11 protein-coding genes are annotated in these 13,008 nt (G+C 70.8%); all 11 read right to left on the bottom strand.

Annotated features, from left to right (window positions below; translation table 11 throughout):
• Positions 1-11: 11 nt before the first annotated feature.
• Complete coding sequence (locus F7R91_RS20430) at positions 12-1,397, bottom strand: aspartate aminotransferase family protein (RefSeq protein ID WP_150950513.1); 1,386 nt, start codon at positions 1,395-1,397, stop codon at positions 12-14.
• Positions 1,394-3,325, bottom strand: coding sequence for a 1-deoxy-D-xylulose-5-phosphate synthase (gene dxs, locus F7R91_RS20425; RefSeq protein ID WP_150950512.1), 1,932 nt, complete (start codon positions 3,323-3,325; stop codon positions 1,394-1,396). The genes F7R91_RS20430 and dxs overlap by 4 nt, the downstream gene beginning before the upstream one ends.
• Positions 3,326-3,352: 27 nt before the next feature.
• A complete protein-coding gene (gene ispG / locus F7R91_RS20420) occupies positions 3,353-4,510 on the bottom strand; it encodes a flavodoxin-dependent (E)-4-hydroxy-3-methylbut-2-enyl-diphosphate synthase (RefSeq protein ID WP_150950511.1) in 1,158 nt (385 codons plus the stop codon).
• A gap of 4 nt (positions 4,511-4,514) precedes the next feature.
• Complete coding sequence (hpnH, locus tag F7R91_RS20415) at positions 4,515-5,537, bottom strand: adenosyl-hopene transferase HpnH (RefSeq protein ID WP_150950510.1); 1,023 nt, start codon at positions 5,535-5,537, stop codon at positions 4,515-4,517.
• 5 nt (positions 5,538-5,542) lie between these two features.
• A complete protein-coding gene (locus tag F7R91_RS20410; protein WP_150950509.1) occupies positions 5,543-6,205 on the bottom strand; it encodes a phosphorylase family protein in 663 nt (220 codons plus the stop codon).
• Positions 6,205-8,211: a squalene--hopene cyclase gene (shc, locus tag F7R91_RS20405; RefSeq protein ID WP_150950508.1), complete on the bottom strand. Its 2,007-nt coding sequence runs from the start codon at positions 8,209-8,211 to the stop codon at positions 6,205-6,207. The genes F7R91_RS20410 and shc overlap by 1 nt, the downstream gene beginning before the upstream one ends.
• 116 nt (positions 8,212-8,327) lie before the next feature.
• A complete protein-coding gene (locus tag F7R91_RS20400) occupies positions 8,328-9,392 on the bottom strand; it encodes a polyprenyl synthetase family protein (RefSeq protein WP_191971569.1) in 1,065 nt (354 codons plus the stop codon).
• Positions 9,393-9,460: 68 nt separating this feature from the next.
• On the bottom strand, positions 9,461-10,888 hold the full coding sequence (gene hpnE / locus F7R91_RS20395; protein WP_150950506.1) for a hydroxysqualene dehydroxylase HpnE: 1,428 nt from the start codon (positions 10,886-10,888) through the stop codon (positions 9,461-9,463).
• Positions 10,885-11,076, bottom strand: coding sequence for a DUF6380 family protein (locus F7R91_RS44270; RefSeq protein ID WP_225320705.1), 192 nt, complete (start codon positions 11,074-11,076; stop codon positions 10,885-10,887). The genes hpnE and F7R91_RS44270 overlap by 4 nt, the downstream gene beginning before the upstream one ends.
• Positions 11,076-12,026 carry a presqualene diphosphate synthase HpnD gene (gene hpnD, locus F7R91_RS20390; RefSeq protein ID WP_150950505.1) on the bottom strand — a complete coding sequence of 317 codons (951 nt, stop codon included), beginning with the start codon at positions 12,024-12,026 and terminating at the stop codon, positions 11,076-11,078. The genes F7R91_RS44270 and hpnD overlap by 1 nt, the downstream gene beginning before the upstream one ends.
• Positions 12,023-12,925, bottom strand: coding sequence for a squalene synthase HpnC (hpnC, locus tag F7R91_RS20385; protein ID WP_150950504.1), 903 nt, complete (start codon positions 12,923-12,925; stop codon positions 12,023-12,025). Before hpnC ends, hpnD begins: the two co-directional genes overlap by 4 nt.
• Positions 12,926-13,008 lie beyond the last annotated feature (83 nt).

The raw sequence follows: 13,008 nt of genomic DNA, 5'->3' as shown, positions 1-13,008 counted from the left end.
AAACCCAGGAATCAACGGTTCGCGACCGCCTGCTTCACCAGCGTCTTGCCGAAGTCCCACATCAGCCCGCCCCCGCTGTGCGCGTCGTCCATCACGGCGGTGAACGCCTCCACGAACCGGTCCACCTCCCGTTCGCCGATGATCAGCGGAGGGATCAGCTTGATCACCTCCAGGTGGTCGCCGGAGACCTGGGTGAGGATCCGGTGCCGCTGGAGCAGCGGGACCACCACCATCTGGGCGAAGAGTCCCTTGCGGGCGGCCTGCAGCATGGTCCAGCGGCTGCGCAGCTTCAGCGAAGCGGGTCTGCCGAACTCGATGCCGATCATCAGGCCACGGCCGCGGACGTCGGCGAGCAGCTCGTACTTGTCGGTCAGCGCCGCGAGCCGGCACCTGAGCTGCTCACCCGTGGCGCGGGCGTTCGCGACGATCTGCTCGTCCTCGATGACGGACAGCACGGCCAGGCCCGCCGCCATGGCCTGCGCGTTGGACCCGAAGCTGGCCGAATGGACCAGCACCCGGTCCATCGACGAATAGACCTTCTTGAAGATCCAGTCCTTGCCGAGGGTGGCGCCCACCGGCACATAGCCGCCGGACAGCGCCTTGGCGACGCACACCAGGTCCGGCTCGACGCCCTCCTCGTGCTGGTAGGCGTAGAAGTCGCCCGTCCGGCCGAGGCCCGTCTGCACCTCGTCGGCGATGAGGAGCGCCTTGTGCCGGTGCAGCAGGTCCTGGGCGGCACGCAGATATCCGGGCGGGGCCTCGTGCACACCCTTGCCCTGCACGGGTTCGACGATCAGGGCGGCGACGTCGCCCTTCTTCAGCTCCCGGGCCAGGGCGTCGAGATCACCGAGCGGGACGGCCGTGTCGGGCAGCAGCGGGGCGAAGCCGTCCCGGAAGCCGTCCTCGCCGTTGACCGACAGCGACCCGGTCGTCAGCCCGTGGAAGGCGTGGTCGCAGTACAGGACGCGCGGCTTGCCGGTGGCGTACCGGGCGAACTTCAGCGCGGTCTCGACCGCCTCGGTGCCGCTGTTGCCGAAGAACACCCGGTCCAGGTGCGGGCTGTGCGCGAGCAGCTTCTCCGCCAGCAGCCCGGGCAGCGGCTGGCAGTCGAAGCGGGTGAGGTCGGCGAGCTGCGCGTCGAGGACGTCGTGCAGCGCCTTGCGGACGACGGGATGGTGACGGCCGAGGCCCATCACCCCGAACCCGGCGAGCATGTCCAGGTAGTCCTCGCCGTCCGCGTCCCAGAAGTACGCGCCCTCGGCCCGCTCGTAGACCTTGTCGAAGCCGATGGTGTGCAGCATGCGCGGGAGCTGGTGGTTGAGATACCTGCTGTGCAGCTCGTAGCGCTCGGCTCCGCGCTCGGCCAGCAGGGCACCGAGGTCGAACTCCTTGGTCATTCGGCTTTCTCCTTGACTGGCACGGCGGCCGGACCGTCGTGACTGCCCTCGGCCTGCTCCTTGACGGCAAGGCTCGCGCTGATACGGCCGGCCACCTCGACGGGCGTGAGCCCGATGTCGGCCAGTACCTCCCCGCGCTTGGCGTGCGCGAGGAACTGCTCCGGGATGCCGAACCGCCGTACGGGGACGTCGACTTCGGCATCGCCCAGCGCCAGCGCCACCGCGGCGCCGACCCCGGAGGCGCGGCTGTTGTCCTCGACGACGGCGACGAGACGGTGTCCGGCGGCGAGGCCCGGGAGCGCCGGGTCGACGGGCTTGACCCAGCGGGGGTCGACGACCGTGCAGCCGATACCGCGGGCCTCGAGCAGCTCGGCGGCCTGGAGGCACACCGGTGCCATCACGCCGACGGCGACGAGCAGCACCTCGGACGGGCCGGGCCCGCGGTGCAGGACGTCCATTGCGCCGACACGGTCCACCGCCGGCACCGACGGCCCCACCGACTCCTTCGGGAAGCGCACCAGCGTCGGCGCGTCGTCTACGGCGACGGCCTCCCGCAGCTGCGCCCGCAGCTGGTCGGCGTCGCGCGGTGCGGCGATCCTCAGACCCGGTACGACCTGGAGGATCGACATGTCCCACATACCGTTGTGGGAGGGCCCGTCCACGCCGGTGACACCGGCGCGGTCGAGGACGAAGGTGACCCCGCAGCGGTGCAGTGCCACGTCCATCAGGAGCTGGTCGAAGGCACGGTTGAGGAAGGTGGCGTACACGGCGACGACGGGGTGCAGTCCGCCGGTGGCGAGGCCGGCCGCGGAGACGGCCGCATGCTGCTCGGCGATGCCGACGTCCCACACCCGGTCCGGGAACCGCTCGGCGAACTTGCCCAGCCCCACCGGGTGCAGCATGGCCGCCGTGATCGCCACGACGTCCTCCCGCTCCTCCCCGATGCGGACGATCTCGTCGCCGAAGACCGAGGTCCAGGACGGACCGCCCGAGGGTGCGAGGGGCGCGCAGGTGAGCGGGTCCATCACACCGACGGTGTGGAAGTGGTCCTCCTCGTGGGCGAGAGCGGGTTCGTAGCCGCGGCCCTTCTCCGTCAGACAGTGGACGAGGACCGGCCCGTGGAAGCGTTTCGCGCGCCGGAGCGCGGACTCCACGGCCCCTACGTCGTGCCCGTCGATGGGGCCCACGTACTTCAGGCCCAGGTCCTCGAACATGCCCTGCGGCGCGAACGCGTCCTTGAACCCCTTCTTCGCGCCGTGCAGCGACTCGTAGATCGTGGTGCCGACGACGGGCGTGCGCAGCAGCACGTCCTTGCCCCAGGCGAGCACCTTCTCGTAGCTGTCGGTGGTCCGCAGGGTGGCCAGATGGTTCGCGAGTCCGCCGATGGTCGGGGCGTACGACCTCTCGTTGTCGTTGACGACGATGATCAGCGGCCGGTTCTTGGCGGCCGCGATGTTGTTCAGCGCCTCCCAGGCCATGCCGCCGGTCAGCGCCCCGTCGCCGATCACCGCGACGACGTGCCCCTTCTCCGCCTGCACCTGACGGGCCTTGGCGAGTCCGTCGGCCCAGCCGAGCGCGGTGGAGGCGTGGCTGTTCTCGATGACGTCGTGCTCGGACTCCTCGCGCGAGGGGTAGCCGGACAGGCCACCCTTGCCGCGCAGCTTGGAGAAGTCCTGCCGGCCGGTCAGCAGCTTGTGCACATAGCTCTGGTGGCCGGTGTCCCACAGGATGCGGTCGACCGGTGACTCGAAGACCCGGTGGAGCGCGAGCGAGAGTTCCACCACGCCCAGATTGGGCCCGAGGTGTCCGCCGGTCCTGGCGACCGCGTGCACCAGGAACTCCCTGATCTCTTCGGACAGTTCACCCAGTTCCGCCTCCGACAGCGCCTTCAGGTCGCGTGGTCCCCGGATCTTCTCCAGAATCGTCACGTCGGGCCCCCTCCAGGTCCGTGCTGATCAACTCACGGTGACGGCCGGCTCCCCCGAGGCGACGCCGTCCTGTTCCATCTGTTCGGCGATCTTCATCGCCTCCTCGATGAGGGTCTCCACGATCTTCGACTCGGGTACGGTCTTGATGACCTGGCCCTTGACGAAGATCTGCCCCTTGCCGTTGCCGGAGGCGACCCCGAGGTCCGCCTCCCGCGCCTCGCCGGGGCCGTTGACCACACACCCCATCACCGCGACGCGCAACGGAACCTCCATGCCCTCCAGGCCCGCCGTGACCTCGTCGGCCAGCTTGTAGACGTCGACCTGGGCGCGCCCGCAGGACGGACACGACACGATCTCCAGCCGGCGCTGCCTCAGGCCGAGCGACTCCAGGATCTGGATGCCGACCTTGACCTCCTCGGCGGGCGGTGCGCTCAACGACACCCGGATGGTGTCCCCGATCCCCCGTGAAAGGAGCGCCCCGAAGGCGACGGCCGACTTGATGGTCCCCTGGAAGGCCGGGCCCGCCTCCGTGACACCCAGGTGCAGCGGGTAGTCGCATCGCTCGGCCAGCAGCCGGTAGGCGTCGACCATCACCACGGGATCGTTGTGCTTCACCGAGATCTTGATGTCCCGGAAGCCGTGCTCCTCGAACAGCGACGCCTCCCACAGCGCCGACTCCACGAGCGCCTCGGGGGTGGCCCTGCCGTACTTCTCGAGCAGGCGCCGGTCCAGCGAGCCCGCGTTGACCCCGATACGGATCGGCGTGCCATGGTCCCCGGCGGCCCGCGCGATCTCCTTCACCTTGTCGTCGAACTGCTTGATGTTGCCGGGATTGACGCGTACGGCCGCGCAGCCGGCCTCGATCGCCGCGAACACGTACTTCGGCTGGAAGTGGATGTCGGCGATCACCGGGATCTGCGACTTGCGGGCGATGGTGGCGAGGGCGTCCGCGTCGTCCTGCGTGGGGCAGGCGACGCGCACGATCTGGCAGCCGGACGCGGTGAGCTCCGCGATCTGCTGGAGGGTGGCGCCGACGTCGGACGTACGGGTGGTCGTCATCGACTGCACCGACACCGGAGCCCCGCCGCCCACCGCCACCGGACCGACGTGGATCTGCCGCGACACGCGCCGCTCGGCGATCGGCCGGACCGGTGGCTCGGGGACGCCCAGGGAGACGGCGGTCATGACGTCACTCCCGGTTTCCGGAGACCGTCTCGCGCATCGCGCGCAGGGACTCCTTGAGGGACCCCATGGTGGCGAGGACGGCGGTGGGCTCGTAGCCGCAGTGCGCCATGCAGTTGGCGCAGCGCGGATCCTTGCCGCGGCCGTACTTGTCCCAGTCGGTCTCCTCGATCAGTTCGCGGTACGTCGGCACATAGCCGTCGCTCATCAGGTAGCAGGGCCGCTGCCAGCCGAAGAGCGAGTAGTTCGGGATCGCCCACGCCGTGCAGGGGAAGTCGACCTTGCCCTCCAGGAAGTCGAGGAACAGCGGGGAGTGGTTGAGCCTCCAGCGGCGCCGGTTGCCGCCCGCGAAGGCCTTCTTGAACAGCTCCCGGGTCTGCTCCACGCCGAGGAAGTGCTCCTGGTCGGGCGCCTTCTCGTAGGCGTAGGCGGGCGAGATCATCATCTCGTCGACCTTGAGGTCGTCGTTGAGGAAGTTGAGCACCTCGATGATGGTCTGCGGGGTGTCCGTATTGAAGAAGGTCGAGTTGGTGGTCACCCGGAAGCCACGCCGCTTGGCCTCCTTGATGGCCTCCACGGCCTCGTCGAACACGCCCTCCTTGGCAACCGACTCGTCGTGCCGCTCCCGCAGCCCGTCGATGTGCACGGCGAAGGCGAAGTAGGGAGAGGGCTTGAACCTGTCCATCTTCTTGCGCAGCAGCATGGCGTTGGTGCACAGGAAGACGTATTTCTTCTTCGCCACCAACTGCCGTGCGATCTCGTCGATCTGAGGGTGCATCAGGGGCTCGCCGCCCGCGATGGACACCATCGGCGCACCCGATTCGAGCACCGCTCCCACGGCCTGCGCCACCGGCATGCGCTGCTTCAGTACTCCGGCCGGGTGCTGGATCTTGCCGCAACCCTCGCACTTCAGGTTGCATGCGAAGAGGGGTTCCAGCTCGACGATCAGCGGAAACTTGTCTCGCTTGCGGAGCTTTTGTTCAGCCAAGTACGTAGCGACCTTGATGGACTGACGCAGCGGCATGGCCATCTGGCTCACCTCCTGGGGAGCAGCAAAGAACGGTGCCATTCAAAGAACGCGGGAAGAATGGAACGAAGGACACGGAAAGCTGATATTCCACCGCGCACCGTGCCGATTCGTACAAGTTCATGTTCTGGAGCGTCCACCACCACCCGGACGGCCGCAACCGGGCGCTCGCCCGTGCGCAGGGCGCTCAGCAGCGTCGCCGCCGACTCCATGTCGACCGCGATCGCACCGGTCGCCAGCAGCTCGGAGCGTTCCGGGCCGCGCACGACGTGATCGGAGCCGGTCAGCGGCCCGGTGTGGACAGTGCGCCCGGGCACGGCACGCACCAGTTCCTTCACGAGCAGCTCGGTGCCCACGCACGGGACGTTCCCGCGCGGGTCCCGGGTCTCCTCGGCGACGACCAGGTCACCGGGGTGCATCCCGGGGGCCAGTCCCGCGCAGAACCCGGTGGCGAGCACGGCGGCCCCGGCGAGCGCGGGGCCGGCGAGCAGCCGGGTGACCGAGCGCTCGGCCGCCTTGGGCCCCATGCCGGTACGCAGGACGGTGACGGGCCCGCCGGCGGCCCATGTGTCCGGTTCGGCTCCCCGGCGCTCGCTCAGGCGCAAGGCGAGGTGCTCGATGCCGAGCGCGCAGGCGATCAGCAGCGGGGCCGGGGCGGGCCGGGTGCTCATCAGCCCCCCTCGGCCCCGGCGAGCGGCTTCTTCGCGAAGGGCTCCCCGTTGACGTACCGGCCGAGTGCGGTGAGCGGGAACACCTGCCGGTAGAGGTGGTAGTTGATGGAGAAGTCCCAGGGGAACCCGGTGCCGGTGAAGTACGGCTCGTCCCAGGAGCCGTCCTCCCGCTGGGTGGCGGCGAGCCATTCGACACCGCGCTCGACCGCCTTGGAGTCCTTCTCCCCCGCGGCCAGCAGCGCCATCAGCGCCCAGGCCGTCTGTGAGGCGGTCGAGGCGCCGCGGCCGCTCCACTCCTTGACGTACTTGTAGGAGCGCAGGTCCTCGCCCCAGCCGCCGTCGTCGTTCTGGACCGACTCCAGCCAGGCCACGGCCCGCACGATCGCGGGGTGTGCGGCGGGAAGGCCGGCCGCGGTCAGCGCGGGTACCACCGACCCGGTGCCATAGATGTAGTTGACGCCCCAGCGCCCGAACCACGAGCCGTCCGGCTCCTGTTCGGACAGCAGCCACTGGATGCCGCGCCGGGTGCGCGGGTCCTTGGAGAGCCCTTCGACGGCCAGCATCTCCACGACGTGCGCGGTGACGTCGGCGGACGGCGGGTCGATGACCTCGCCGAAGTCGCAGAACGGCAGCCGGTTGGGGAACGGGCTGGTGTTGTCGACGTCGAAGGCGCCCCACCCGCCGTTCCTGGACTGCATCCCGAGGTTCCAGCGCACCCCGCGCCCGATCGCCCGCTCCACCCGCTCCGGGTCGTGGTGGCGCACACGGCGCAGCGCGAGGACGACCTCGGCGGTGTCGTCGATGTCGGGGTAGTTGTCGTTGTGGAACTCGAACGCCCAGCCGCCGGGTGGCAGTCCGGGCCGCTTGACCGCCCAGTCACCGGGCCGGACGATCTCCTCGCCGAGCATCCAGTCGGCGGCCTTCACGATCTGCGGGTGATCCGCGGGCACCCCCGCGTCGACCAGCGCGATGGTGGCAAGACAGGTGTCCCACACGGGCGACTGGCAGGCCTCGATCATCCGGGCGCCGTCCTCGCGCCACACGGCGAAACGGTCCAGGGACTCCAGCCCCGAGCGCATCACCGGGTGCTGGAGGTCGTAGCCGACCAGGTGCAGCGCGATGATCGAGTACACGGCGGGCGGCTGGATACCGCCCCAGCAGCCGTCGTTCTCCTGCCGCTCGATGATCCAGCGGGCGGCGCTGTTCATGGCGGCCCTGCGCAGCGAGCGCGGTGCGACCTTGCGCAGGGCGTGCAGCGCCTTGTCGAGCCGCTGGAATGCGCCGTCCCAACTCGCCGCCGGAGCAAGGGGCTTGGGCGGGCCGGGGCGGTCAGGGTCGGTGTGCAGCTCGTCGAGCGCGAAGGGCGCGGGCCGTACCGGGCGCTTCGCGGAGACGATCGTCAGCGGGACGATGGTCTGCCGGGCCCAGCACCCGAAGTCGTAGATGTTGAGAGGTACCCAGGTAGGGAAGTAGATGAGCTCCGGGGGGAGTTCGGGCAGGTCCTCCCACTTCCACCAGCCGAACAGCGCCAGCCAGATCCGGGTGAAGACCCGGGCGGCGGCGATGCCGCCCTGCTCGCGGATCCAGGCGGAAGCCCTCGCCATGTGCGGCGCGTCCGGGGCGTCCCCGGCCAGCCGCAGGGCGACATAGGCTTCGATGGTGGCGGAGAGTTCGCCGGGTCCGCCGTAGAACGTGGCCCAGGTGCCGTCCTCGCGCTGCTCGCCCCGGATGAAGAGTCCGGCGGCGTGGCTCGTCGCCTCGTCGAGGATGCCCAGGAACTGACGGAGCAGCAGGTCCTCGGCGTCCATGGTGACGTTGGTCTCGAGGTCGCCCTTCCACCAGCCCTCGTCGTCCTGCCGGGAGAGCAGGAAGTCGGTGGCGCGTTGCGCCGCGCGCGCGGCGGCTTCGTGCACCCCGGCCGCCACGGGGGTGTCGGTGTCGGTGTCGCTGGCCGCGGCAGCTCGGGGCGGCAGGGCCCCGGTGCTTCCGTCGGTCGTCGCTGTCATGGCTTCCCCTTCGTGCAGTCGTGCAAGTCGTGCTGCTGTGGGTCCGCCGTCGGCCGGTGCTCGTGCGCCCGGGGCACCGGCCGGCGACTACGCGAGGGCTGTTCGACCGATAGTGATCATCTCTTTCGTACGACGACGAAGTCGGCGAGCGCCGCGAACCGCGCCCGTACCCGGTCGGGCATGTCGATGGCGTCGAGGGCCTCGACGGCGACGGTGTGCTGGCGGCGCGCCTCCTCGGCCGTCCACTCGCGGCCGCCCGCCTCCTCGATGAGGGCGGCGCGGGCCGCGAACTCCTGCTCGGAGAAGTTCTCGAAGTCGCTGCTCTTGGCGTCGGCGGCGAGCATCTCGCCGAGCCGCTCGGAGGCGGGGCCGCCCGCCGCGAGCGCGGCCACGACCGGCAGGGACTTCTTGCGCTGGCGCAGATCGCTCCAGGTCTGCTTGCCGGTGGACACCGGGTCGCCCCAGATGCCGAGGAGGTCGTCGACGGCCTGGAAGGCGAGGCCGAGGTGGTAGCCGTACTTCTCCAGTGTGTCGGCGGTGCGGTCGTCCGCGCCGCCGAGCACGGCGCCGATGGAGCTGGCGCAGGCGAGCAGCGCGCCGGTCTTGTTGCCCTCCATCTCCAGGCACTCCTCGACGCTGACGCGGTCGCGGTGCTCGTAGGAGATGTCCTGCGCCTGGCCGTCGATCAGGGCGCGGGAGGCGGTGGTCAGACGGCGGGTCGCCCGTCCGGCCTCGACCGAGCCGAGTTCCAGCAGAACCTCGTTGGCCAGGGCGAACAGGGCGTCACCGACCAGGATCGCCTGCGCGGGGCCGTGCACCTTCCAGACCGTGTCGCGGTGGCGGCGCTGTTCGTCGCCGTCCATCAGGTCGTCGTGCAGCAGCGAGAAGTTGTGGACCAGCTCGACGGCGACCGCCCCGGGGATGCCCACCTCGGGTCCGGCGCCGGTGACCTCGGCGGAGAGCACCGCGAGGGCGGGACGTACGGCCTTGCCGCCGTCGCCGTCCGCGGGGTTGCCGTCGGCGTCGATCCAGCCGAAGTGGTAGGCGGCGACCGTGTCCATGGGAGGTGCCAGGCGGTCGATGGCCGCCCGCAGTACCGGTGTGGCCAGGGTCCGGCCGCGCTCCAGGAGCGCGGTCACGTCCACCGCGGTCTCTCGAGCGGCCGTCGAGGCCGGGGGCACAGTGGGCACAGTCTCTCCTCTTGTTGCGGTACCGGGGGTGCGGGGACCTGCCTCATGCTGATCGAGCATCAAGCCGCCTCCTCGAACTCGAAGAGATGACGGGGGCGGGGCCGGCCCAGGGCGGCGAGTGCGGCGTCCGCCGCGCTCACCCCGCTGCGGACCGCACTCTCCATGGTCGCGGGCCACCCTGTGGCGGTCCACGCTCCGGCCAGGTACAGGCCGGGGGCCTTGGTGCGGGCGCCGGGCCTGAGTCTGCCGACGCCGGGGGTCGGAGCGAACGTCGCCGTGCGCTCCCTGGTCACGAAGAAGTCCCGCACTTCGGCGCCCCGTGAGGCGGGCAGCAGCCGCTCCAGCTCGGGCAGATAGCGCTCGCGCAGCGCGGCGACGGGTTCGTCGATCTCGTCCTGCGCGGCCGACTGCGACAGCGCCAGGTACTGGCCGTCCCGCAGTCCGGAGGCGCCGGTCCGGTCGAAGACCCACTGCACCGGGGTGCCGAGGGCGGCGAAGAACGGTTTGTGCAGCACCTTGCGGTCGTAGACCACATGAAGGTTGAGGATCGGCGCCGTGCCCATCCTCAGCAGCCGCCCGGGATCGTCGAGCGCGCCGGGGGGCAGCAGGTCGTGGGCCTCGCGCTGCGGTACGGCGAGGACGACCGCGTCGGCCGGCAACGTCTCCCCGGGAACCTGAACGTTCCACCTGCCGTTCTCGTTTACAGAGACGGAGGTGACGCGTGAACGGACCTCGGTACGCACGCCCGTGGAGTCGAGCGCCTTGCGGGCGAGCCGGTCGTGCAGTTCGCCCAGCGGCACATGCGCCCAGCCGATGTCGGCCGCGCCCGGGTCGGACAGCAGACCGGTCTTGAACACCATCGCGGCGAGCCCCAGCGAGGCGTCGCCCGCGAACGCGTTGAGGGTGGCGACCCCGACCAGGTCCCACAGGGCCTCGACGGCACGCGCCGACTGACCGTGCGCGGTCAGCCAGCTGCCGAAGTCCTGTGCGTCCAGGGTCGGATCGGCGAGGTCGAGCCCCTTGAGCGCGAGCGCGGCACGCCCCACCCGGGCCCGCTCGGCGAGCGAGAGATGCGGATACGTGGCGAGGCTGCGCCCCAGATGCAGGGGCACGGGCAGCGCGTCGCGCCGCAGCCTGCCGAGCCGCTGCCCAGCGGGCCGTGCGATGTCGAGTACGGGCACGTCGAGACGATCCTGCAGGGGTGCCAGAGCCGTCCCGTCGATCCGGTCGAGGAACCAGCGGTAGGCGGTGCAGCACCGCAGGTACACATGCTGGCCGTTGTCGACGGTCAGTTCGCCGCGCTGGAAGGAGAAGGCGAGTCCGCCCAGGCGCGGCCGGCCTTCGAGCAGCGTCACGCGCACTCCGGCGTCGGCGAGCGCGAGCGCGGCGGTGATGCCGGCGAGCCCGCCGCCGACCACGACGGCGTCCCGCACGGCGCCCGCCGGACGGCCCCCGGGCGGTCCCGCGGACCGCGTGGCGTCACTCATCGTGCACCCTCCCCGACGCGCCCGTCGTGCTGGTTGAACGGTGCACGGCAGGCCGTTGCAGTCAGGGACGCCGCCCGGAGCCGGAGGGTTGCGTGCCGCTTCTCGCCGGTGGCATCACCTGGTGCCCCGGCAGGCAACGTTTGCCCGTCAAAGGTTGCCTCTCGGGGCACGGGGAGCGGATTGTCCATCAGGTGCGCCTCCTGACGGTCCGCCGGGTGACATGCCGGGTGTCCAGACCCGACAGGCCGCGCACGGCGACGTACGCCTTCTCGCGTCCGGGCAGCGACACCCGGCCGCGCAGCACGGCCTCCGGGTCGCGCTCGATGCGGTCGAGCAGCCGGCGGTAGATGCCGGCCATGGCGGCGACGCAGGCGCCGCTGCGCCGGTCGAGCATGGGGAGCAGCCGGTAGCCCTCGGCGAAAAGGGCGCGGGCCCGTCGCACTTCGAAGTGCACGAGGCCCGCGAAGTCGGAGCCCTCCGGTGGTTTCGGCCCCTTGAACCCGGCCGAGCAGCCGAACTTGGCGAGGTCGTCGGCGGGCAGATAGGTGCGCCCGCCCTCGGCGTCCTCGCGGACGTCCCGGAGGATGTTGGTGAGCTGGAGCGCGAGCCCGAGCGTGTCGGCGTACTCCGGTGCGCGCTCGGCGCCGCGCGCCCCCGGTTCGGTGCCGAACACACCGAGCGAGAGCCGCCCGATGGCGCCGGCCACACAGCGGCAGTACACCTTCAGGTCGTCCCAGGTCTCGTAGGTCTCGCCGCGTACGTCCATCAGCACGCCGTCGATCAGCTCGTCGAGGCCGCCGAGCGGGATCGGGAAGGTGCCGGCGGCGTGTGCGAGGGCCACCGCGACCGGGTCGATGTCGTCCTCGTCGACCGCGCCCTCCCGGACCCTGGTGAGCAGCCCCCGGGTGTCCTCGAGCCTCGCGATCTTGACGTCGTCGGCCAGCGCGCCGTCACCGATGTCGTCGACGCGCCGCGAGAACGCGTACAGCGCCGACATCGCGCGGCGCTTGGGCGACGGCAGCAGTCTGATGCCGTAGGCGAAGTTACGGGCCTGCTGTCCGGTGACGGCCTCGCAGTAGCTGTAGGCGGCGAGTACCGGTGCGGACACGTGTTGTTCCGACTCCACGGTCCGGATCACCCCTCTCCTCGCAGAGTCACGCCCACCTCACGCAGCAACTGGATCTTGCCGGGCTTGGGCGGGCCGGGAAGTACGTCGTATTCGGCGGCGGCAATCGCCCGGATCGCCGCCCTTCCCCCCGCCACGAATCCTGCGAGCAGCAGCCTCAGCCTGCCGTGGACGCTACCCACCAAGGGGGCGCCTTCATTCAGGAGATCGCGGGCGCGTTCCGCTTCGTACGCGACCAGTGCGCGCACCGATGCACCCGCGGTTTTCGTGGCGAGATCCGCTTCCTGGACGTGAAAGCGCTTCATGTCCTCGGCGGGCAGGTAGATACGGTCGCGGCCGAGGTCCTCGGCCACGTCCTGGAGGTGCTCCACGATCTGCAGGGCGGTGCAGATCGCGTCGGAGAGGCGGATCCGCTCGGGGGTCGACGTGCCGGTGACGCAGAGCACCAGGCGGCCGACGGGGTTGGCGGACAGTTCGCAGTACGCGAGGAGGTCGTCGTAGGTCTCGTAGCGGCCGACGAGCTGGTCCTGGCGGTTGGCGGCGATCAGGCCGAGGAAGGGCTCGGGGGTCAGCGAACACCGGCGGACGGCCGGCTGGAGGCGGCGCAGCAGCGGGTGGCGCGGTGTCGAGTCGAAGACCCGGCGCAGATCGGTCTCGAAGGCGTCGAGCAGCAGCAGCCGGTCGTCGGCCTCCTCGGGCGACACGCCCAGCAGACGGGCGTCGGCGCCGCCGGGGGCAAGGTCGCCGTCGCCGATGTCGTCGACGAGGCGGGCGAAGCCGTACACCGCGATCAGGTCGGTCCGCCAGGCCCGGGGCAGGAAGAAGGGGGCCACGGGGAAGTTCTCCGCCGCGGCCTTGTCGAGTGTGCCGCGCTCCGGATCGGCGGCGCGCGGCGTGCCGGTTCCCGTCACCGCGGACCGCCCGGGGCGGGGACGGCACCTGCTGTGGTGAGCTGGGGAGTTTCCGTAGCCATCGCCGTCACATCTCCCGTTCT

Source organism: Streptomyces luteolifulvus (genome assembly GCF_008806595.1).
Classification (GTDB): domain Bacteria; phylum Actinomycetota; class Actinomycetes; order Streptomycetales; family Streptomycetaceae; genus Streptomyces; species Streptomyces luteolifulvus.
Note: the sequence above shows the minus strand (reverse complement) of the source record. Positions and strands in the feature narration are given on the sequence as shown.